Here is a 22,251-nt window from a genome sequence, read left to right on the forward strand (position 1 = left end):
AAATTTGCGTGTGCGTCGGCATCCGGAATAACCCGCGATTCACGGCGCGCAACGTCGGCCAAGCTGATTGGAACCGGTTCCAATCAACGCGAACATGCGGCGATCGTGCGCGGTTCGACGCGCGCTCGGAGGAGGAAAGGGGGGGCGCGCCGCGACGGCGCGCGATCGTCAGTCGGCGATGTCTTCGACGGGATCGGGATCGGCCGCCACCGGCACGCCGGCTTCCGCGACCTCCCCGCCGCGCTCGCGATAGGTCGCGGGCGGCACGCCGAACTGCTTGCGGAATTCGCGGCCGAGGTGCGATGCGTCGGCGAACCCGCAGCTCGACGCGATATCGGCGACGGTGCGGTCGGAACTGGTCAGCAGCCATGCGGCCGTGCGCAGCCGCACCTGCTTCGCGAACGCCTGCGGGCTCTTGCCCGTCTCGGCCTTGAACAGCCGCTCGAGCTGGCGGGTCGACATGTCGAGCTTGCACGCGAGCTCATCGAGCGGCAGCGCGCGCCCGACATGCTGTTCCATCAGGAGAATCGCGCGCTTGACCTTCGGATGCGTGGCCGGCTCGAGGCCCGGCGGGTGCGGCTGCGGCGCATTGCCTTTCTGCATCTCGCCGACGAGCAGGATGCGCAGCGCCTTCTGCACGGTCGCGTGGTCGAAATGGCGCAGCAGGATCGCGGCGGCGACGTCGATCGACGCGCGGCCGCCCGAGCAGGTGATCCGGCGCCGGTCGATCACGAACAGGCGGTCGGCGATCAACAGGTCGGGATCGGCGCTCGGGAAGCGTTCGATGAAATCCCAGTAGTGGAACCAGCTGACACAGGTGCGGTAGCCGTCGAGCACGTTCGCGCGCATCAGCGTAAACACGCCCGTGCAGATCCCGACCACCGTCGCGCCGCCCGCCGCCGCGCGGCGGACGAACTCGAGCGTTTCCGGACCGGCTTGTGGCCCCGAATGCAGCAGCCCGCCGACCACGACCACGTAGTCGAACGGCTCGGCGCTCTCGAAGGTTTCCCACGGCGTGATCTGGATCCCGCAGCTCGCGCGCACCGGCGCCAGCGTTTCGCCGATCACGCTCCATGCGCAGCGCACGGGCTTGCTGTAGTCGCCGTCGTCGGCCGACAGCCGCAGCATGTCGACGAACCCCGAGAAGGCCGTGAGCGTGAAGTTCGGCAGCAGCACGATGCCGAAGCGGATGCGCCGCGGCGCCGGTTCGGCGAGGGGGGAAGCGGGTACGTCGGGTGTCATCGCGGTCAATCTCGTCACGCCGGGAAGGCGGGTCTCACTCGTTTCACTGGGTTTGCGGGGACGTCTGCCGGGCGCTGCAAACGCCGGTCGACTTGTGCTTTTGCGTCGCCAATCATCGCCAAAGCGCACTTTCGGACCGTCCTGCGCGGGGCTTGGCGGCGCTATCCCACGCCGATGCCGTTTTTGTTCTATCGGCCAATTTTACGCTTTGATGTACTGATGCCAACGACATTTCACGTACGCCCACCCAGAGGAAGCCAGATGAACGTCAGCGCGTTCGACCTGTTCAAGATCGGCATCGGCCCGTCCAGTTCGCACACGGTCGGCCCGATGATCGCCGCATGCCGCTTCGCGTCGCACATCGAGGACGCGAACCTGCTCGGCTTCGTGCGCCGCGTGCGGGTCGAACTATACGGCTCGCTCGGTGCAACGGGCAAGGGCCACGGCACCGACAAGGCGGTGCTGCTCGGCCTCGAGGGCCACCTGCCGGACACGATCGATCCGGACCTGATCGAGCCGCGGCTCGCCGGGATCCGCGCGGAGAAGTCGCTGTCGCTGCTCGGCAAGCAGACGATCCGCTTCGACGAGAAGGAGAACATCGGCTTCTATCGCAAGCTGATGAGCGGCACGAGCATCGTGCACCCGAACGGGATGCGCTTCCAGGCGTTCGACGAGCACGGCCAGCTGCTCGTCGAGAAGGAGTATTACTCGATCGGCGGCGGCTTCGTCGTGAACCGCGACGGCGATCGCGTCAACGGCGTGCGCGCCGCGGCCGACGTGCCGTATCCGTTCCGCACCGGCGACGACCTGATGCGCCAGTGCCGCGAACACGGGCTGTCGATCGCCGAGCTGATGCTGCGCAACGAATGCACGCTGCGCCCCGAGGACGAAGTGCGCGCCGGGCTGCTCGCGATCTGGCGCACGATGGCCGCGTGCGTCGAGCGCGGCTGCAAGGTCGAGGGCGACCTGCCGGGCCCGATGCGCGTGAAGCGCCGCGCGGCCGAACTGAACGCTCGCCTGCGTGAGCGTTCGGAGGAGTCGCTGCGCGACCCGCTGTCGATGCTCGACTGGGTCAACCTGTATGCGATGGCCGTCAACGAGGAGAACGCGGCGGGCGGCCGGGTCGTCACCGCGCCCACCAACGGCGCGGCCGGCGTGATTCCCGCGGTGCTGCACTACTACGTGAAATTCGTGCCGGGCTCGAACGAAGCCGGCATCGTCGAATTCCTGCTGACGGCCGCGGCGATCGGGATCATCTACAAGGAAACGGCGTCGATTTCCGGCGCGGAAGTCGGCTGCCAGGGCGAAGTGGGCGTCGCGTGCTCGATGGCCGCGGCCGCACTCGCCGCGGTGATGGGCGGCACGCCCGACCAGGTCGAGAATGCAGCCGAGATCGGCATGGAGCACAACCTGGGCATGACCTGCGACCCGGTCGGCGGGCTCGTGCAGATCCCGTGCATCGAACGCAACGCGATGGGCGCGATCAAGGCGCTGAACGCGTCGCGGATGGCGCTCAAGGGTAACGGCCAGCACTACGTCTCGCTTGATTCGGTGATCAAGACGATGCGCGAGACGGGTGCCGACATGAAGACGAAATACAAGGAAACGTCGCGCGGCGGTCTTGCCGTGAACGTCATCGAATGCTAACGAAGGATCACTAACATGAGCCGCTACTCGATATTCAGCCTGTTCCGCAACGGCCTCTCGTATCACGAGAACTGGGAAAAGCAGTGGAAGAGCCCGGAACCGAAGAAGGAATACGACGTCGTGATCGTCGGCGGCGGCGGCCACGGCCTCGCGACCGCCTACTACCTCGCGAAGGAGCACGGGATCACGAACGTCGCGATCCTCGAGAAGGGCTGGATCGGCGGCGGCAACACCGCGCGCAACACGACGATCGTGCGCTCGAACTACCTGTGGGACGAATCGGCCGCGCTGTACGAGAAGGCGATGAAGCTGTGGGAAGGGCTGTCGCAGGATCTCAACTACAACGTGATGTTCAGCCAGCGCGGCGTGATGAACCTCGCGCACACGCTGCAGGACGTGCGTGACACCGAGCGCCGCGTGAACGCGAACCGGCTGAACGGGGTCGACGCCGAATTCCTGACGCCCGCGCAGATCAAGGAAATCGAGCCGACGATCAACCTGAACAGCCGCTACCCGGTGCTCGGCGCATCGATCCAGCGCCGTGCGGGCGTCGCGCGTCACGACGCGGTGGCCTGGGGCTTCGCGCGCGGCGCGGACCGCGCCGGTGTCGACATCATCCAGAACTGCCAGGTGACGGGCATTCGCCGCGAAGGCGGCGCGGTGGTCGGCGTCGATACGGTGAAGGGCTTCATCAAGGCGAAGAAGGTCGCGGTGGTGGCAGCCGGCAACACGACGACGCTCGCCGACATGGCCGGCGTGCGTTTGCCGATCGAAAGCCACCCGCTGCAGGCGCTGGTGTCCGAGCCGATCAAGCCGGTGGTCAACTCGGTGATCATGTCGAACGCGGTGCACGCGTACATCAGCCAGTCCGACAAGGGCGACCTCGTGATCGGCGCGGGTATCGACCAGTACACGGGCTTCGGCCAGCGCGGCAGCTTCCACATCATCGAAAGCACGCTGCAGGCGATCGTCGAGATGTTCCCGGTGTTCTCGCGCGTGCGGATGAACCGCCAGTGGGGCGGCATCGTCGACGTGTCGCCGGACGCGTGCCCGATCATCACGAAGACCGACGTGAAGGGCCTCTATTTCAACTGCGGCTGGGGTACCGGCGGCTTCAAGGCGACGCCGGGCTCGGGCTGGGTGTTCGCGCACACGATCGCCCGCGACGAACCGCATCCGCTGAACGCGCCTTTCGCGCTCGACCGCTTCTACACGGGCCACCTGATCGACGAGCACGGCGCAGCTGCCGTGGCGCACTAAACCGACCATTGGAGAAAGAAACATGTTGCTGATCGAATGTCCGTGGTGCGGGCCGCGCGCCGAATCCGAGTTCACGTGCGGCGGTGAAGCCGACATCGTGCGCCCGGTTGCGAACGAGAACATGACCGACCGCGAATGGGGCGAATACGTGTTCATGCGCGAGAACAAGCGCGGGCTGCACCGCGAGCAGTGGCTGCACACGCAGGGCTGCCGCCGCTGGTTCAAGGTGACGCGCGACACGGTCACCTACGATATCAAGGGCTACGAAAAGTTCGGTGGCGCAGCTGCCGGCAACGCACACGAAGAGGGCACGAGCAAATGAGCCAGAAAGACCGCCTCGGCACCGGTGGCCGCATCAATCGCGCGATTCCGTTGACCTTCACGTTCAACGGCCGCACGTATCAGGGCTTCCAGGGCGACACGCTCGCGTCCGCGCTGCTCGCGAACGGCGTGCACTTCGTCGCGCGCAGCTTCAAGTACCACCGTCCGCGCGGGATCGTGACGGCGGACGTCGCGGAACCGAATGCCGTCGTGCAGCTCGAGTCCGGCCCGTACACGGTGCCGAACGCGCGTGCGACCGAGATCGAGCTGTACCAGGGCCTCGTCGCGACGAGCGTGAACGCCGAGCCGTCGCTCGAGAACGACAAGTACGCGATCAACCAGAAGCTCTCGCGCTTCATGCCGGCCGGGTTCTACTACAAGACCTTCATGTGGCCGCGCAACATGTGGCCGAAGTACGAAGAGAAGATCCGCGAGGCCGCCGGCCTCGGCAAGGCGCCCGAGGTGCTCGACGCCGATCGCTACGACAAATGCTACGCGCACTGCGACGTGCTCGTGGTCGGCGGTGGCCCGTCGGGCCTCGCCGCCGCGCATGCGGCCGCGACGGCCGGCGCGCGCGTGATCCTCGTCGACGACCAGCGCGAACTCGGCGGCAGCCTGCTGTCGTGCCGTGCGGAAATCGACGCGAAGCCCGCGCTGCAGTGGGTCGAGAAGATCGAGGCCGAACTGCGCAAGCTGCCCGACGTGACGATCCTGTCGCGCAGCACCGCGTTCGGCTACCAGGACCACAACCTGGTGACGGTCACGCAGCGCCTGACCGATCACCAGCCGGTGTCGATGCGCAAGGGCACGCGCGAGCTGCTGTGGAAGGTCCGCGCGAAGCGCGTGATCCTCGCGACCGGCGCGCACGAGCGTCCGATCGTGTTCGGCAACAACGACCTGCCGGGCGTGATGCTCGCCGGCGCGGTGTCCACCTACGTGCATCGCTACGGCGTGCTGCCGGGCCGCAACGTGGTCGTGTTCACGAACAACGATCGTGCGTACCAGACCGCGCTCGACCTGAAGGCGTGCGGCGCGAAGGTGACGGTCGTCGATTCGCGTGCGTCGTCGAACGGCGCGCTGCCCGCGGCCGCGAAGCGGCAGGGCGTGACGGTGATGAGCGGTGCGGTCGTGACGGCCGCTTCGGGCAAGTGGCGCGTATCGTCGGTCGACGTCGCGTCCTACTCGAACGGCCAGACCGGCGGCAAGCTGCAGTCGCTGCCGTGCGACCTCGTCGCGATGTCGGGCGGCTTCAGCCCGGTGCTGCACCTGTTCGCGCAGTCGGGCGGCAAGGCGTGCTGGAACGACGAGAAGGCGTGCTTCCTGCCGGGCAAGCCCGTGCAGGCCGAGGCGAGCGTCGGTGCGGCCGCGGGCGAGTTCGGTCTCGCACGTGCGCTGCGGCTCGCGCTCGACGCGGGCGCCGAAGCGGCGAAGGCCGCGGGCTTCACGGCCGCGCAACGCCCCGTCGCGCCGCAGGTCGCGGAAACCGTCGAAGGCGCGCTGCAGCCGTTGTGGCTCGTCGGCAGCCGCGAGGCCGCCGCACGCGGGCCGAAGCAGTTCGTCGACTTCCAGAACGACGTGGCGGCCGCCGACATCCTGCTGGCCGCGCGCGAAGGCTTCGAGTCGGTCGAGCACGTGAAGCGCTATACGGCGATGGGCTTCGGCACCGACCAGGGCAAGCTCGGCAACATCAACGGGATGGCGATCCTCGCGGGGGCGCTCGGCAAGACGATTCCGGAAACGGGCACGACGACGTTCCGCCCGAACTACACGCCCGTGTCGTTCGGTACGTTCGCGGGGCGCGAGACGGGCGACTTCCTCGACCCGATCCGCAAGACGGCCGTGCATGAATGGCATGTCGAGCACGGCGCGATGTTCGAGGACGTCGGCAACTGGAAGCGGCCGTGGTACTTCCCGAAGAACGGCGAGGACCTGCATGCGGCCGTGAAGCGCGAATGCCTTGCGGTGCGCAACAGCGTCGGCATCCTCGACGCGTCGACGCTCGGCAAGATCGACATCCAGGGTCCGGACGCGGTGAAGCTGCTGAACTGGATGTACACGAACCCGTGGAACAAGCTCGAGATCGGCAAGTGCCGCTACGGGCTGATGCTCGACGAAAACGGGATGGTGTTCGACGACGGCGTGACGGTGCGCCTCGCCGACCAGCATTTCATGATGACGACGACGACCGGCGGCGCGGCGCGCGTGCTCACGTGGCTCGAGCGCTGGCTGCAGACCGAATGGCCCGACATGAAGGTGCGGCTCGCGTCCGTCACCGACCACTGGGCGACGTTCGCGGTGGTCGGCCCGAAGAGCCGCAAGGTCGTGCAGAAGGTGTGCCAGGACATCGACTTCGGCAACGAGGCGTTCCCGTTCATGAGCTACCGGAACGGCACCGTCGCGGGTGCGAAGGCGCGCGTGATGCGGATCAGCTTCTCGGGCGAACTGGCCTATGAAGTGAACGTGCCGGCCAACGCGGGCCGCGCGGTGTGGGAAGCGCTGATGGCGGCCGGTGCCGAGTTCGACATCACGCCGTACGGCACGGAAACGATGCACGTGCTGCGTGCCGAGAAGGGCTACATCATCGTCGGCCAGGATACCGACGGCTCGATCACGCCGTACGACCTCGGGATGGGCGGGGTCGTCGCGAAGTCGAAGGACTTCCTCGGCAAGCGTTCGCTGTCGCGCTCGGATACGTCGAAGGAAGGCCGCAAGCAGTTCGTCGGCCTGCTGACCGAGGACGAACAGTTCGTGCTGCCGGAAGGTTCGCAGATCATCGCGAAGGACACGCAGGTGTCCGCGACCGATCCGACGCCGATGCTCGGCCACGTGACGTCGAGTTATTACAGCCCGATCCTGAAGCGCTCGATCGCGCTGGCGGTGGTGAAGGGCGGCCTGAACAAGATGGGCGAGAGCGTCGTGATTCCGCTGGCCGACGGCCGCCGCGTCACCGCGAAGATCTCGAGCCCGGTTTTCTACGATACCGAAGGGGTGCGCCAGAATGTGGAATGAAACGAGAAACCAGGCGCCGGTGGCGGGCGCGGGCGTGACGCTTGAATCGCCGTTCGTCGGCGCGGCCGATGTGCTGAAGCCGCACCAGGCGCGCGCATCGAAGAAGTTCACGCTGCGCGAGCGGCCGTTCCTCGACCTCGTGAACGTGCGCGGCGAGCTGAGCGACCCGGCATTCGTCAGCGCGTTCGAGCGCGTGGTCGGCTGCCGGCCGCCGTCGGTGCCGAACACGATCGCGCGCGGCGCCGAGTACGACGTGCTGTGGCTCGGCCCCGACGAGTGGCTCGTGCGCTCGAACGGGCCCGTCCAGGCGGGCGTGCTCGAGGCGCAGCTCGCGGAGGCCGTGCAGGGTTCGTATGCGGCCGCCGTCGACGTCGGCAGCGGCTACACGGTCGTCGAGATCAGCGGCGAACGCGTGCGCGACGTGATCGCGCGCGGCTGCCCGCTCGACCTGCATCCGCGTGTGCTCAAGCCGGGCCAGTGCGCGCAGTCGCACTACTTCAAGTCGCCGATCACGCTGATCCCGACCGGCGACGATACGTTCGAGATCGTCCTGCGTCGCAGCTTCGCCGACTATTTCGTGCGCATCATGCTCGACGCCGCGGCGCCGCTCGCATCATGAAGCCGTTCGACGAACCGTTCGTGGCGATCGACGCGCCGCGCCTGCGCGGGCGCGGCTGGAGCGTGTTCGTCGACGAACTGAAGGTGCCCGCGCGCATCGGCATCCACGCGCACGAGCACGAGGCGCCGCAGCCGATCGTGATCGATGCGCGGCTCGGATATCGCTGCGAGCCGAGCGAGCAGGGCGAGTGGATCGATTACGACGGGTACTGCGCGCGCGTCGCGTCGTTCCTGTCGCACAAGCCGCATACGCGGCTGCTCGAAACGCTCGTCGCCGATCTCGCGGTGCTGTCGTTCCGCGAATGGCCCGCGCTGGAGTCGCTGACGCTGTCGATGTACAAGCCGAAGATCCGGCCGGGGACGAAGCGCGTCGGCGTGTCGCTCGACTGGACGCGCGGGGATTACCTGCGGTGGACGGGGGCGGCGGGGCAGTTGTGACGGGCTGAGCGGCCCGTATCGCTTCGAAGGCGGCGCGTCATGACGATGTCATGACGCGCCGTTTCTCTTTGCAGCGCTTATGCAGCGCCGCTCAGCACCGGGTAATCGACATACCCGCGCGCGTCGCCGCCGAAGAACGTCTCGCGCTGCGCGTCGTTCAGCGGCGCGCCCGTCTTCACGCGCGTCACGAAATCCGGGTTGGCGAGCACCATCTGGCCGTACGCTTCGAGATCGGCGAGACCCGATGCCACATCGGCACCGATCGCGTCGCGCGCGCGGCCCGGGCGGTTCAGGATCAGCGTGCCGCGCCAGCGCGCACGCAGGTCCGCGAGCAGCGATTCGTCGCCCTGATGCATCACGTGCAGGTACGCGAGGCCGAGCGCGTCGAGCTGCGTCGCGAGGTAGCGATACAGGTCGGCGCCTTCCGGACCTTCGTCGATCCCCCACAGCGTGGTGCCGGGCGACAGGCGGATCGCCGTGCGATCCGCGCCGATCTCGTCGGCGATCGCCGCAGCGACCTCGATCGCGAAACGTCCGCGATTCTCGATCGACCCGCCGTACGCGTCGGTGCGCGTATTGGCGTTCGGCGCGAGGAACTGCTGGACCAGATACCCGTTCGCGCCGTGGATCTCGACGCCGTCGGCGCCGGCCTCGATCGCGCGTCGCGCGGCGAAGCGGAAGTCGTTCACGGTGTCGCGCACCTCGGCCGTCGTCAGCGCGCGCGGCGCCGGAATCTGCTGCATGCCCGTCGCGGTGAACATCGGCACGCCCGGCGCGATCGCCGACGGCGCGACGCCCTGCCGGTGATGCGGCGTGTTGTCGGGGTGCGACATGCGGCCGACGTGCATCAGCTGGATGAACAGCCGGCCGCCGCGCGCATGCACGTCGTCGCTGATCGTCTTCCAGCCGGCGACGTGCGCGTCGGTATAAATGCCCGGCGTCGTCAGGTAGCCCTGGCCGTCGTCGGACGGCTGCGTGCCTTCGGTGACGATCAGCCCGAGGCCCGCGCGTTGCGCGTAGTACTCGGCGGCCCATGCGCCGGGCGTGCCGTCGAATGCGGCGCGGCTGCGCGTCATCGGTGCCATCACGAGGCGGTTGTCGAGCATGTACCGGCCGACGCGGACCGGGTCGAACAGTTGCGGCGTGTCCTGGTCGGCACGGACCGGAACGAACAGTTGTTTCATCGCGTTTTCCTCATCGAAGTTCGGGATGCGCCACCAGGGCGATGCCGCATCGGGCAGCGGCCGCACGCGTTGCGCCGGCCTCGCCTCCACGCCTGCATCATCCATTGCTTCTTTTTCGAGATAAACCGGGTATCGTGGAGAACATTGATCCATTGATGGAGCAGTCAGCATGGAACTGCTGAACGACATGGCGCTGTTCGTGGAGGTCGTGAAGGCGCGCGGCTTTCGCAGTGCCGCCCAGACGCTGGGCATGCCGAATTCGACGCTGTCGCGGCGGATCGGCGCGCTGGAAAAGGCGATTGGCCTGCGCTTGCTGCATCGCACGACGCGCCGGATCGAGCTCACGGAGGCCGGGCAGCTGTACTTCGAGCGCTGCAAGCGTATCGTCGACGAGGCGCGGCTCGCGCACGAGCAGCTCGGCGGGCTGCTGGCCGAACCGGCGGGCGTGCTGCGCGCGTCGTTTCCGGTCGATTTCGCGGTGATCTACCTGACGCCGCTGATCGTCGAATTCGCGGCACGGTATCCGAAGCTGACCTTTGATTTCGAGCTGACGTCGCGGCGCGTCGACCTGGTCAGCGAGCCGTTCGACGTCGCGATCCGCATCGGCGAATCCGCGGACTCGCAGCTCGTCGCGCGGCGGCTCGCGACGTTCCGAAACGCCCTGTATGCGTCGCCACGCTATCTCGAACGCTCGGGCGAGCCGCTCGAACCGGACGACCTGACGCGCCATCAGTGCCTGAGCGTGCAACGCGTCACCGCGTGGACGCTGCGCCGCGGCGAGCGCGCGGTCGAGGTGCCGGTGGGCGGACGGTTCGTCGTGAACAGTGTCGGCATGAACCGGCAACTGGCCGTGCACGACGCGGGGATCATCCAGTTGCCGGAGGAAGTGGTGGCCGACGACGTGGCCGCAGGGCGGTTGCGCCGCGTACTGCCTGAATGGGAAGGGGTGCCGGTGCCCGTCTATGCGATGACGGAAACGCGGCTGCTGCCTGCGAAGACGCAGGTTTTCATCGAGTTTCTGCGCGCGCATTTCGCGCGGGAGTGACGGGCGGAGCGTGCCGTCGTGCGTTCTGCTGCTTCAGGATGCGCACGCGCGCATGGCGCGCGGCGCGCTTACCTCGCGTTGCGGCTCGCGGCGGGCGCAGCAGTCGACGAATCGCTGACCGGCACCATGTGCGCCTTCCCGTCGCTCGCGGCGTTCGCGCCGTCTTCGGGTTCGAGCACGAAGCGGAACGTGTCGACCCGCTGCATCACCTTCGCCGCATACGCATTCGATCCGCCGTAGCTCTTCAGCCCGGCCTGCACGTTGCCGCCGGCTGCCCGCACGTAGCCCGACAGGATCTTGGAGCCGACGTCGACGTTCGCATTCGGCTCGGTCAGATCCTTCACGTCGCGCAGCATGCCGCGGTGCGCGGCCGGCACGACCTGCATCAGCCCGGTCGCGCCACGCTGGCCGCGCGCCTTTTCCTGGAAGCGCGATTCGATCGAGATAATCGCGTAAACGAGTGCCGGAGGCAGTGAATATTTCGTCGCAGTGACGCTCACGATATCGGCGAGCTTCGCGGCGCGCTCCTTCGCGACACCGAATTTCTTCGTCAGGTACGAGGTGATGCGACGGTTTGCTTCGTTTGGCTGATCGTTCGCGAGCGGCGCGGAGGCTCCGGTCGGCGCGGATGCGGCGGCTTCGGGCGCGGAGGCAGGCAGCGCGGGTGCCTGCTGCGCCGTGGCCGGTTGCGCAATGCCGAGCGAAAGCACGATCAGCCAGAGAAACCGTCGTCGCATGGTGGAGGGCGGGAAAATGGGAGGCGCATAGTATATCGGCCAATTGTCCGGTGCGTTCGAGCGCAGGCTCGAATGAAAGCGCGATGTAGGCTTGTATCGATGTGCGCCGTGTGCAGGCGGGATCGTTGTACGAACACGCATCGGAGTCCGGATCAAGCGTGGTCCGATTTTTTCGTGCGCCCTTTTTGCGGGCGGAGCCGCGACTGCCGGTGTGCTAGGCCCGCCGTGCGCTCGCCACCCGCCCAAGCGCGCCGATCGCATCGCTGACCAGCACGGCGAGCAGCCCGACGATCACGCCGCCCTGCAGCACGAACGCGGTGTTCGACGTCTGCAGGCCCGCGATGATCACGTCGCCGAGCCCGCGCGCGGCGACCGTCGACCCGATCGTCGCGGTGCCGAGATTGATCACGACCGCGAGCCGGATGCCGTTCACGATCACCGGGAACGCGAGCGGCAGCTCGACCGACACCAGTTGCTGCCAGCCGCTCATCCCCATCCCGCGGGCGGCTTCGACGACGTCGCGCGGCACGTCCTCGAGCCCCGCGATCGTGCTCTCGAAAATCGGCAGGAGCCCGTACAGCACGAGCGCGATCAGCACGGGTTTCAACCCGAAGCCGACGGCCGGCACCGCGAGCGCGAGCACCGCGACCGGCGGAAAGGTCTGGCCGATGTCGACGACGCTGCGCGCAACGGGCAGGAAATCCGCGCCGGACGGCCGCGTGACGGCGATGCCGGCCGCAACCGCGACCAGCGTGCCGATCAGGCTCGACAGCGCGACGGTGCCGAGATGCGCGAGCGTGAGGTCGAGCAGGCTCGCGCGATCGTAGATGACCGGCGCGCCGTTGTCCGCGAACGGCGCGAACACGCCCTGCAGCCACGCAGGCCGCAGCAGCAGCACGAGCAGCAGCACGAACGCGGCCGCACGTGTGACATACACGGGCAGCCGCCGCGGCCGGGGCGAACGCGCGTGCCGCGTCGTCATGCGGGCTGCCTCGCGTGCGCGCGGATTGCGTCGAGCGTGATGCGGCGCGCGTCGCGCCCGTTGCCGTCGCCGACCGGCAAGGCGTCGACGCCGCGCCACAGCAGTTCGGATACCGCATCGCGCAGCGTGCGCGTCGCGGCGATCGGTTCGCCGTCGGCGTGACCGGGTTCGGCCACCGCATCGATCGGCGTCAGCGCCAGCAGGCGCAGCGGCCGGTCGACGCCCGCGACGAGCTGCTCGACCACGCCCGCCGCCGGTTTGCCGAGAATCTCGGCCGGCGACGCGACCTGCAGCAGCCGGCCGCCGTCCATCACCGCGATCGTATCGCCGAGTTTCAGCGCTTCCTCGATATCGTGCGTGACGATCACGACCGTGATGCCGAGGCGGCGCTGCAGCGCGTACAGATCGTCCTGCGCCTTGTTGCGGATGATCGGATCGAGCGCGCCGAACGGCTCGTCCATCAGCAGCATCGCGGGCTCGGCCGCGAGCGCGCGCGCGACGCCGACGCGTTGCTGCTGGCCGCCCGACAGTTCGTGCGGCAGCTTGTCCGCGAACTCGGACGGCGTGAGGTGAAACAGTTCGAGCAGTTCGCGCACGCGCGCGTCGATGCGCGCGGCCGGCCAGCCGAGCAGGCGCGGCACGGTCGCGATATTGCGCGCGACGCTCCAGTGCGGGAACAGGCCGTGCCCCTGGATCACGTAGCCGATGCGCCGCCGCAGCTGCTCGGGCGGCACGCTCGCGGTGTCGACGCCGTCGATGCGGATCGTGCCGCTGGTTGGCGCGATCAGCCGGTTGATCATCCGCAGCAGCGTCGACTTGCCGCTGCCGGACGCGCCGACGAGCGCGGTGATCGTGCCTTGCTTCATCGTCAGCGACACGTCGTCGACGGCGGCGACGTCGCCGAAGCGTTTGCCGATGTGTTCGATCTCGATCATGCAGTACGTCCCTTCGCGAGGGTGGTCGCGGCTTCGAACACGACGGCGGCTGCCAGCGCGAGCGCGATCGTCGGGATCGCGCCGAGCAGCACGAGATCGGCGGCCGACTGGCCGATCCCCTGGAAGATGAAGGTGCCGAATCCGCCGCCGCCGATCAGCGCGGCGACCGCGGTCAGGCCGATGTTCTGCACGAGCACGATGCGCACGCCGCTCAGGATCACCGGCAGCGCGAGCACGAGGTCGACGCCCAGGAGCCGCTGCGCGCGCGTCATGCCCATCGCGCGTGCCGCTTCGGTCACATGCGGCGGCACCTGCTCGAGTCCGACCACCACGCTCGACGCGATCGGCAGCAGCGAGTAGAGAAACAGCGCGAGCACGGCCGGCGCGACGCCGATCCCGCGAATGCCGAGCGCGGCCGCGAGCGGCACGTGCGCGGCGAGCAGGCCGAGCGGCGCCATCATCAGCCCGTACATCGCGATACTCGGGATCGTCTGCACGATATTGAGCACCGGCATCACGACGGTGCGCACCGGTGCCATCCGCGCGCATGCGATGCCGAGCGGCAGGCCCGCGACGAGGGCGGCCGCGACCGAACCGCCCGCGAGCGAGACGTGCCGGATTGCCTCGCGCCAGAAGTCGTCGTTGCGCACCGCGTATTCGCGCATCACGGACAGGCCGTCCCACCCGCCGCTCGCGAGCGGCACCGATATCGCTGCCATGGCGACGGCGAGCGCGACGAGGCGCCGCCACGGGCCGAACGCGAGCCGCGCGAGTGCGTCCGCGACGAGCACGGCCCACGCGAACAGCAGCAGCCAGACGCCTGCCGCGGGCGAAATCCGCGCGAGCATGTCGTCGGGCGGGACGACGTGCGCCGCGGCCGCGCCGACCGCATAGGCGAGCGTCGCGAGCCACGTGCAGCCGGCCGCGAGCCGCCAGGCGGGGCGGCTCGCCGTCATCGCCCACAGCGCGCCGACGGTCCACAGCGCGGCGAGCGCGGCACCCTGGACGGCGGGCAGCGCGGCGAACACCGACAGCCCCGTGCCGGCCGCGATGCGGTTCGGGCGCAGCACCATGAACGGCGTGCCGAATACCGCGACGATCGTCAATACACCGATCAGGATGCCGACCTTGTCGAGCGTGATGCGCCGCGCGGACGCCACCGCGCGACCCGTCACTTAACGAAGCCCTTCGACTTCAGGTAGCTTTTGGCGACGCCGGCCGCCGGCTCGCCGTTGATCTGGATGCGCGCGTTCAGCGTCTGCAGCGTCTTCAGGTCGAGGCTCGCGAACACCGGCTTCAGGTAGTCCGCGATTTGCGGATGCGCCTTCAGCACGGCTTCGCGGATCACCGGCGTCGGCGCATAGACGGGCTGCACGTGCTTGTCGTCGTCGAGCACGACGAGGCCGCTCGATGCGATGCCGCCGTCGGTGCCGTATACCATCGCCGCGTTCACGCCGTCGGTCTGGTTTGCGGCGGCCTTGATCGTCGCGGCCGTGTCGCCGCCCGACAGCACGACGAGCTGATCGGGTTTCAGCTTGAAGCCGTATGCCTTCTCGAACGACGGCAGCGCGGATGCGCTGTTCACGAATTCGGCGGACGCCGCGAGCTTCAGCTTGCCGCCGCCCGTGATCCACTTGCCGAAATCGGAGAAGGTCTTCAGGTGCTGCGATTGCGCGATGGGCGCGAGCACGGCGACGCCCCATGTGTTGTTCGCGGGCGCCGGTGCGAGCCAGACGAGATGGTTCGCCGCGTAGTCGAGCTTCTTCGCGGTGTCGTAGCCCTGGCCTGCGTTCTTCCACAAGGGATCGTCGGCCTTGTTGAAGAAGAACGCCGCGTTGCCCGTGTACTCGGGGTAGATGTCGATCTCGCCGCTCGTGAGCGCCTTGCGCACGATCGGCGTCGTGCCGAGCGCGATCTTTTCGGTGACGGGGATGCCGTGGGCCTTCAGCACCTGTGCGATGACGTTGCCGAGCAGGTTGCCTTCGGTGTCGATCTTCGACGACACCACGACGGGCGTGTCGGCGTGCGCGCCGGGTGCGACGACAGCGGCGGCGAACGCGAGGCCCAGGATCCGGGCGGGCAGGGCGAGCTTCATCAGGGCCATTCTCCAGAACGGGGGGCGTACGCCGAAAGTTACTTGACTGAGCCGGCTTTGGCAAACCGCGTGCGGCAGCACGTCCACAGCACGCGTGGGGGTAACGCGCGCGCGTCACGCGCCGTTGTTACACTGGAACGCATTCCCGTCTGCGGACACTTGCCCACATGAAGCCCGAGCTGCTGGTCCTTATCGCGCTGCGCGGTGACGCGCACCGCCAGATCACCGCGTCGTACGACGTCCACCATGCACCGACTGCCGAGGAGCGTGAGCGCACGATTGCCGAACGCGGCGGCACGATTCGCGCGGTATTGACCAACGGCAGCACGGGCCTGACTGCCGCTGAAATCGATCGCCTGGCGCAGCTCACGTTCGTCAGCGCGCTCGGTGCCGGCTACGAGCACATCGACGTCGCGCATGCGAAGGCGCGCGGCATCACCGTGGTGACGGGCGCGGGCACCAACGACGATTGCGTCGCCGATCACGCATTCGCGCTGCTGCTCGCCGCGGTGCGCAACGTCGTGCAGCTCGATGCGAAAACCCGCGCGGGCGTCTGGCGTGAGGGGCTGCCGATGCCGCCGAACGTATCGGGCAAGCGGCTCGGCATCGTCGGGCTCGGCAAGATCGGCGAGAAGTGCGCGCGCCGCGCGGCCGGCTTCGACATCGAGATTGGTTATCACAACCGTTCCGCGAAGGATGTTCCGTATCGCTATTTCGAGCGCGTCGAGGCGCTCGCGCACTGGGCCGATTTCCTGATCGTCGCGACGCCGGGCGGCGCGGGCACGCGCCACCTGATCGATCGCGCGGTGCTCGATGCGCTTGGTCCCGCAGGGTTTCTCGTCAACGTGTCGCGCGGCAGTGTTGTCGATACCGCTGCTCTGGCGGATGCGCTGCGCGAACGGCGCATCGCGGGCGCGGGGCTCGACGTGTACGAAGGCGAGCCGGAGCCGCCGCGCGCGCTGACGGCGCTCGACAATATCGTGCTGACACCGCACATGGGCGGCTGGTCGCCGGAGGCGCTCGATCGCTCGGTGCAGCAGTTTCTCGACAATGCGGCGCGGCATTTCGCGGGGGAGCCGGTGCTGACGCCGGTGTGAGCGACGCGGGGGCGGCACGTGCGCAAGGCATGAAAGGGCGGGCCGGGGCGAAGCAGTACCGGCACGCGTTTATCGCCACCCGCGCGCGAAGATGAGAAAAAATTGCGTCGAGACCGCGAATTCAGAGCCGAATTATCGATCAGGCTGAAATAACATTTCACTCCATCAAGTCCGGCAACTGGCCGGATGCGTGCCGCACATGGAGACGATCGATGAATCCCCCCGCCATACCGCTGCCGGCGCTCGAGCTGGATGGAGCGCTTCTGCTCGACCAACTGCGACAACTCGGTGAAATCGGTGCCGATCCCGAAGCCGGTGGCCGGACCCGGATCGCGCTGACGGACGACGAGCGGGCCGGGCGCGATCTCGTCGTCGCGTGGATGCGCGAGCTGGATCTCGACATTCAGGTCGACCGGATCGGCAACATTTTCGGGACGCTTCGCTCCGAATCCGACGACGGCAGCGAGCGCCCACTGATGATGGGCTCGCATATCGATACCGTGACGAATGCCGGCGCGCTCGACGGCTGTTACGGCGTGCTGGCCGGCCTTGCCGTCGCACGGGCCTTTCGTCGCGCAGGGATCAAGCCGCGGCGCTCGATCGCGATCGGCGCATTCACGAACGAAGAGGGCATCCGCTATCAGCCGGACATGATGGGTTCGCTCGTCCATGCCGGCGGCATGTCGGTCGACGCTGCGCTGGACACGGTCGGCATCGACGGCACGCGCCTGGGCGACGAACTCGCACGGATCGGCTATGCGGGCGAACTCGAACCCGGCGCGATCGTGCCGCACGAGTACGTCGAACTGCACATCGAGCAGGGGCCGATCCTCGAGGCCGAGCAGATCCGCATCGGCGTGGTCGAGAACCTGCAGGGCATTTCATGGCAGCAGGTCACCGTGCAGGGGAACGCGAACCATGCCGGCACGACGCCGACGCATCTGCGGCATGACGCCGGCTGGACGGCGGCGGCGGTCGCGACCTTCCTGCGCGAACTGACGGTAGCGAGCGGCACGACCCTCGCGACGATCGGCATGCTGCGCATCGAACCGAACGTCATCAACGTGATCCCGCGCAAGGCCGTATTCACGGTGGACCTGCGCGACCCGGACGAATCGCGCCTGCAGGAGGCGGAGAAGCGCCTTGCCGGGTTCCTCGACCAGGTGGCGGCGCAAGAGGGGGTCCGGATCACGACCGAGCGGCTCGTGCGTTTCGAGCCGGTCGTGTTCGACGCGGGCCTTGCCGACGAAATCGAGGCGTCGGCGCGGCGGATGGGGTTTTCGCATCGCCGGATGACGTCGGGCGCCGGCCACGACGCGCAAATGATCGCGCGCATCGCGCCGGCCGCGATGATCTTCGTGCCGAGCCGCGGCGGGATCAGCCACAACCCGCGCGAACATACCGACGACGATCAGCTCGTCGACGGCGCGAAGGTGTTGCTGGACGTCGTACTCAGGCGTCTCGTGGCCGGTTGAGCAGGGTTGGCGATGAAGAAAGGCGCCGCGCGCCGGTGAAGCATCGTCGCGCGGCGCCTGCGGTACGTGGCGTTCGGCACTGGGTGCGTGCGATCGTTCGCGATCGCACGCGCATGGCCGTCACGCGTGCCGGCTGACCTCGCCCGCTCAGGACGACACCAGCGGCACCGTCACCGACGTGCCTGCCGGATCGAGTGCGAGACCCGTGCCCGGTGTCGGCCGCAGCGTCGCCTCGTTGTCGCTCGACAGCACCACGAGGCCGAGCTTGTGGCCCGCTTCGAGCTTGTAGTCGCGCGGCATGAACGTCAGCTTCAGGTCATACGGCATCCCCGGCAGCACGGGCTCCGAGATCCAGTCCGACACGCGATTGCGCGGATCGGTCCATGCCCGCGTGACGATCGTCGCCGTGCCGTCCGGCGCGCGATCGACCAGCAGCGCCGTCACGTTCGCGACGCCGTTGAAGGTCAGCCGCACGCGCGCGGTCGCGGTGCCGGACAGGCGCGTCGCGGCCGTGAACGGGGCCGTCTCGAAGCGGCTGCGATGCTCGCCGGTCGCGGCGTTCGCCAGCGTGAGCGCGGGAATCGACGCATCGTCGGTGAAGCGTGCGAGCGGGCCGCCGTTCGGCATCCGCAACAGCGTGCCGGTGCCGGTGCCGTCGCCGCCCGCGAAATACGCGACCGGCGTGGCGCTGCGCGCGGCCCAGTCAGCTTCCTTCAGCAGCGTGCCGTCGGCCTGCGCGACCACCGCGCGCGGATCGCGCTCGACGCCGTTGTCGACGCCGATCAGGTAGCGCGTGAACCAGCGGTTCACCTCCACCGTCCACGCGTCGGCCATCGCCGGCACGCGGGTCGGGTCGGTGTGCTTCAGGCGGTGCAGCCACAGCTGCGTCGGCACGCCCTGGCGCCGCATCGCGAGATACCACGACGTCGACTGGTCCACGCGCACGTTGTCGTCGGTCAGCCCCTGCGCGACGAGTGCCGGCGCGACGGCGTGCGCGGTCGGGATGTCGCGCGCGGCCCAGAATGGCGAATAGTCGCCGGTCTTGCGGTCTTCCTGCTGCAGCGCCTCGTCGATCAGGTGCGTGCAGCGCTCCGGATGCGCATTCGTCAGCAGCGCCTTGATATAGACATCGACGTCCTCGCCCTGATAGCCCTCCGGCGCGCGCACGAGCCCGCCCGAGCGGTAGTAGCCGTACATGTTCGACAGGCCGGCGATCGGCACGATCGCGTCGAGCCCGCGCGTGCGCAGGCTCGCGACCATCTTCGGCAGCGTGCCGTCGTACGACACGCCGTACATGCCGACGTGGCCCGTCGACCAGTTCGCGACGACCGCCTTGCCGTTCGCATCCTTCGCGCTCGCATCGCGGCCGAGCCAGCGGATCACCGACGCCATCGCGACGGATTCGTCGCGTGTGAGGATCGTCGGGCAGCCGTCGGAACCGGCGGTGCCGAGCGAATCCGCATAGACGATCGTGAAGCCGCGCGGCACGAAGTAGCCTTCGATCCATGAACGGCCGGCCGCGGCTGCTTCGAGCTGCTGCAGCATTTGTACTTGCGGTATCGCGGCCATGATGCGGGCGGAGGCGGCGCCGGCGGCCGCCGCGGGATGCGGCGTGCCGTCGAGTTCGACGTCGACGTCGTGGTTGGGGCTGTCGGCGAGCCCTGCATAGTACGGGCTCGCGAGCACGATGACCGGCGTGCGGGCGCCGTTCGCGGTTTCGGACGGCCGCACGATGCGCACGTGAATGCGGTCGCGCGTGCCGTCGCCGTCGGAATCGACCGGCGTGTCGACCCACGCGTTTTCCTCGATCGTGCCGCCCGACAGCGACGGCTGTACCTGGCCGTTGCTGATCACCGGTTTGTAGCGTCCGCCGCTGGCGGGATTCGCGTACGGAACGCCCGACGGCGACATGCGCGATGCGAGCCCTTGCGCGCCGGCCGCCGATGCGGCGCCGTCGTCCTGCTGACCTTGACCTTGCGCGAGTGCGGACACGCCCGCCACGCTGCCGCCGTCGTCACCGCCGCACGCGGCGAGTGTTGCCGCTGCAACGAGCGCGGGCAGCCATGCGCGACGCGATCCTCTGACATGAAATTGCATTGCCGACCTCGTTCTTTTGATTGTGTGTAGACGACCGGTCCGCGATACGCCCCCTGCGGGCCGGGCCGATTACTGCATGCGACGAAGAGGAAACTGCACCATCGGGAAGACGGCGGCGCCGCGAGTCATGCAGGACTGCGAATCAAGTGAACGCATGCCGCGCGTCCTTCCAGATGAAGCGGAACGACACCACTCGATGAGACGGGGATGTTGCGAGTTGCGGTGCTGCGCTGCGGAAACACGTGACGCGATGCGCGTGCGGCGACGGAATGAAACGGATCGGCGGCTTCGGCCGCGCCGCGCATCGTGATGGCTTGCCGGTTCGCGTTTGCTTTCCGGAAGCTTGCGCAAAACTTATCTCAGTGAAAACGCCGTGTCAAACTTTTTTAGCTGAGGGTAAATAAAGTTTCGGCGCGTTGCCGATGCGGGGCGGGTGGTGCGATTGCGTCGCGCGCGTCCGGCGACGCGCCTGCCGTTGCTTCGTATCGCGTCGCCCGGATGCAAAACGGGCGATGACGAATCGTATTCGCCACCGCCCGCTCGCTGAGTGCCGCCAGCCTTCCTTCCATTCATGCACGCCTGCGTGCCGTCACCCGTCGTCGGCCTTCGCCTGCAGATCCTTCAATCCCTGAATCACGACCAGCAGCGCGCGCCCGTGCTCGTCGGAGCCGTCCCAGGCGTCGACGATCGCGTCGCGCAGCAGATCGTTGTAGCGGCGGCGCGCCGGGCCGGTATCGACGCCGTAGAAACTGCATAGCTTGTTGAATGGCGCGCTGCGCCGCAGCCGATGCCCGTTGGACAGCCGCAGGCGCGACACGGTCGGCTGGCTGACCCCGGAAAGTCGCGCAATTTCGCTGGACGAGCGTGTGTCCGCCATCAGGCGGCGTAACAGGTCTTGTACAGGAAAATCATGGTCCGGGGCTTCCATGCGATGCATTATACCTATACAGTTACGGTTGTTGAATGGGCTTGCTGTCACCAGCGAGGCTGTATCCCGAGAAAGTTGATGACACTGAAACACCTCCCTCCCACGTTCTGCTGGACGAAGATCGGTACCGAGTCCGGCGAGGAACTGCCGACCGTCGTGCTCCGCAAGGAATGGGAGCGCCGGCTCGGGGGCGGGCGTTTTCTGTGGGGCATCAACCAGCCGCTCGGCAGCAGCGCGCAAGTCGCCGCGCATCGCACGGGCTCGCTGCTCGCGCTGTTTTCGCCGGTCGCGTCGCGCACGCGGCCGGGCGAGCGCAAGCGCGAGAACGCGCTGCTGTGGAATGCATGGATCGACGCCAGCGGCCAGGTACGGCCGCTGCCACCGCACACGTTCATCGCGAGCCGTTCGACGCTGCCGTCGGGCCGGCGTCGCGAACAGCACTACGCGCTCGTCTGCGCGTCGTCCACCGCGCTGACGGTCGGCACGCAACTGCGCGTGTTCCCGGATCACCTGCGCAGCGTGAGCACCGGCAAGCCGCTCGGCGTCGCGCAGGGCGCGGCCGTGGTCGACTGCATCGGGCGTGCGAAGGAGCAAACCGGCAAGAGCTATCCGCTCGCGCTGTCGGTCGAACTCGAAGCGCCGTATTTCGTGCGGCTCGCGCAGCCGTGCGTGCTGAAGGCGCGCGATCTCGCCGAGGTGAACAAGGCGACGCGCGCTGGCGATTTCGATCGCTTCGTCGAGCTGGTCGCGCGCTTGCGCGGCGAGTCGCCGACGGATGCCGTGCGCGGCGTCACGCGCGATCTGTTCGACGTGCCGCCGATCGAAACGGCGGCCGCCTACGTCGCGCCCACGCATGTCGCGCGGCTGCGCAGCCGGCCCGCGGCCGAGCATCCGCGCGAGCCCACCGGCGATCTGTTCGATCTGTCGCCCGGTGAAGCGGCGGCGTTCGGCGGTCTCGTGCTTCCGCGCATCGGGCGCGCATGACGTTCGCGCCGCCGATGCGCGGCGCGTGACGCAGGGCAGGGCTGCCGAATGCGCGTGCAACGACACGCGCGGCCGCCGTCTCGGCGCGCGCAAGAATTTGTTGCAATCTCGTCGTAGCGGATCGGCGAGCGTCGCGCGACAATCGCCACGAAGCGCG

19 protein-coding genes are annotated in these 22,251 nt (G+C 68.1%); 10 read left to right on the top strand and 9 right to left on the bottom strand.

The window, feature by feature from the left end:
• Positions 1–168: 168 nt before the first annotated feature.
• The gene (locus DIE22_RS04420) at positions 169–1,242 is read right to left on the bottom strand and encodes a GlxA family transcriptional regulator (RefSeq protein ID WP_124495026.1); all 1,074 of its coding nucleotides are present in this window, start codon (positions 1,240–1,242) and stop codon (positions 169–171) included.
• 261 nt (positions 1,243–1,503) lie between these two features.
• On the opposite strand from DIE22_RS04420, the gene DIE22_RS04425 reads away from it, so the two are divergent.
• The 6 genes from DIE22_RS04425 to DIE22_RS04450 are packed head-to-tail and all read left to right on the top strand — an operon-like array spanning position 1,504 to position 8,535.
• Positions 1,504–2,889: an L-serine ammonia-lyase gene (locus tag DIE22_RS04425; protein WP_124495028.1), complete on the top strand. Its 1,386-nt coding sequence runs from the start codon at positions 1,504–1,506 to the stop codon at positions 2,887–2,889.
• 15 nt (positions 2,890–2,904) lie between these two features.
• Positions 2,905–4,149 carry a sarcosine oxidase subunit beta family protein gene (locus DIE22_RS04430; RefSeq protein ID WP_006480591.1) on the top strand — a complete coding sequence of 415 codons (1,245 nt, stop codon included), beginning with the start codon at positions 2,905–2,907 and terminating at the stop codon, positions 4,147–4,149.
• A 22-nt stretch (positions 4,150–4,171) separates the two neighbouring features.
• The gene (locus DIE22_RS04435) at positions 4,172–4,471 is read left to right on the top strand and encodes a sarcosine oxidase subunit delta (protein WP_124495031.1); all 300 of its coding nucleotides are present in this window, start codon (positions 4,172–4,174) and stop codon (positions 4,469–4,471) included.
• On the top strand, positions 4,468–7,479 hold the full coding sequence (locus DIE22_RS04440) for a sarcosine oxidase subunit alpha family protein (RefSeq protein ID WP_124495033.1): 3,012 nt from the start codon (positions 4,468–4,470) through the stop codon (positions 7,477–7,479). The genes DIE22_RS04435 and DIE22_RS04440 overlap by 4 nt, the downstream gene beginning before the upstream one ends.
• On the top strand, positions 7,469–8,098 hold the full coding sequence (locus tag DIE22_RS04445; RefSeq protein WP_124495035.1) for a sarcosine oxidase subunit gamma: 630 nt from the start codon (positions 7,469–7,471) through the stop codon (positions 8,096–8,098). The genes DIE22_RS04440 and DIE22_RS04445 overlap by 11 nt, the downstream gene beginning before the upstream one ends.
• Positions 8,095–8,535, top strand: a complete 441-nt coding sequence (locus DIE22_RS04450) for a dihydroneopterin aldolase (RefSeq protein WP_006749884.1) — start codon at positions 8,095–8,097, stop codon at positions 8,533–8,535. The genes DIE22_RS04445 and DIE22_RS04450 overlap by 4 nt, the downstream gene beginning before the upstream one ends.
• Positions 8,536–8,612: 77 nt before the next feature.
• Here the strand turns inward: DIE22_RS04450 and DIE22_RS04455 are convergent, their stop codons facing one another.
• Positions 8,613–9,719, bottom strand: coding sequence for an alkene reductase (locus tag DIE22_RS04455; protein WP_124604615.1), 1,107 nt, complete (start codon positions 9,717–9,719; stop codon positions 8,613–8,615).
• Between the two features lie 169 nt (positions 9,720–9,888).
• Here DIE22_RS04455 and DIE22_RS04460 point away from each other — a divergent pair, with 169 nt between their 5' ends.
• The gene (locus tag DIE22_RS04460) at positions 9,889–10,764 is read left to right on the top strand and encodes a LysR family transcriptional regulator (RefSeq protein ID WP_124604616.1); all 876 of its coding nucleotides are present in this window, start codon (positions 9,889–9,891) and stop codon (positions 10,762–10,764) included.
• 68 nt (positions 10,765–10,832) lie between these two features.
• Here the strand turns inward: DIE22_RS04460 and DIE22_RS04465 are convergent, their stop codons facing one another.
• From DIE22_RS04465 to DIE22_RS04485, 5 genes are all read right to left on the bottom strand, one after another.
• A complete protein-coding gene (locus DIE22_RS04465) occupies positions 10,833–11,501 on the bottom strand; it encodes a lytic transglycosylase domain-containing protein (protein ID WP_124495041.1) in 669 nt (222 codons plus the stop codon).
• Between the two features lie 214 nt (positions 11,502–11,715).
• Positions 11,716–12,483: an ABC transporter permease gene (locus tag DIE22_RS04470; RefSeq protein WP_124604617.1), complete on the bottom strand. Its 768-nt coding sequence runs from the start codon at positions 12,481–12,483 to the stop codon at positions 11,716–11,718.
• Positions 12,480–13,418: an ABC transporter ATP-binding protein gene (locus DIE22_RS04475; RefSeq protein WP_124604618.1), complete on the bottom strand. Its 939-nt coding sequence runs from the start codon at positions 13,416–13,418 to the stop codon at positions 12,480–12,482. The genes DIE22_RS04470 and DIE22_RS04475 overlap by 4 nt, the downstream gene beginning before the upstream one ends.
• Entirely contained in the window at positions 13,415–14,593 is a 1,179-nt protein-coding gene (locus tag DIE22_RS04480; protein ID WP_124495047.1) for an ABC transporter permease, read from the bottom strand. Before DIE22_RS04480 ends, DIE22_RS04475 begins: the two co-directional genes overlap by 4 nt.
• Positions 14,590–15,513, bottom strand: coding sequence for an ABC transporter substrate-binding protein (locus tag DIE22_RS04485; protein WP_124604619.1), 924 nt, complete (start codon positions 15,511–15,513; stop codon positions 14,590–14,592). The genes DIE22_RS04480 and DIE22_RS04485 overlap by 4 nt, the downstream gene beginning before the upstream one ends.
• Before the next feature lie 167 nt (positions 15,514–15,680).
• Here DIE22_RS04485 and DIE22_RS04490 point away from each other — a divergent pair, with 167 nt between their 5' ends.
• Positions 15,681–16,610, top strand: a complete 930-nt coding sequence (locus DIE22_RS04490; RefSeq protein WP_124604620.1) for a 2-hydroxyacid dehydrogenase — start codon at positions 15,681–15,683, stop codon at positions 16,608–16,610.
• Between the two features lie 212 nt (positions 16,611–16,822).
• The gene (locus DIE22_RS04495) at positions 16,823–18,085 is read left to right on the top strand and encodes a Zn-dependent hydrolase (protein WP_124495053.1); all 1,263 of its coding nucleotides are present in this window, start codon (positions 16,823–16,825) and stop codon (positions 18,083–18,085) included.
• A gap of 147 nt (positions 18,086–18,232) precedes the next feature.
• Here DIE22_RS04495 and DIE22_RS04500 read toward each other — a convergent pair whose 3' ends face one another.
• Both DIE22_RS04500 and DIE22_RS04505 read right to left on the bottom strand, forming a co-directional pair.
• Positions 18,233–20,182, bottom strand: coding sequence for a Xaa-Pro dipeptidyl-peptidase (locus DIE22_RS04500; RefSeq protein WP_124604621.1), 1,950 nt, complete (start codon positions 20,180–20,182; stop codon positions 18,233–18,235).
• A gap of 589 nt (positions 20,183–20,771) precedes the next feature.
• The gene (locus DIE22_RS04505) at positions 20,772–21,110 is read right to left on the bottom strand and encodes a helix-turn-helix transcriptional regulator (RefSeq protein ID WP_044844401.1); all 339 of its coding nucleotides are present in this window, start codon (positions 21,108–21,110) and stop codon (positions 20,772–20,774) included.
• Positions 21,111–21,188: 78 nt separating this feature from the next.
• Here DIE22_RS04505 and DIE22_RS04510 point away from each other — a divergent pair, with 78 nt between their 5' ends.
• Positions 21,189–22,094 carry a hypothetical protein gene (locus DIE22_RS04510; protein ID WP_124495057.1) on the top strand — a complete coding sequence of 302 codons (906 nt, stop codon included), beginning with the start codon at positions 21,189–21,191 and terminating at the stop codon, positions 22,092–22,094.
• The last annotated feature ends 157 nt before the right edge of the window (positions 22,095–22,251 follow it).

This window comes from Burkholderia sp. Bp9142, from assembly GCF_003853415.1.
Taxonomy (GTDB): Bacteria; Pseudomonadota; Gammaproteobacteria; order Burkholderiales; family Burkholderiaceae; genus Burkholderia.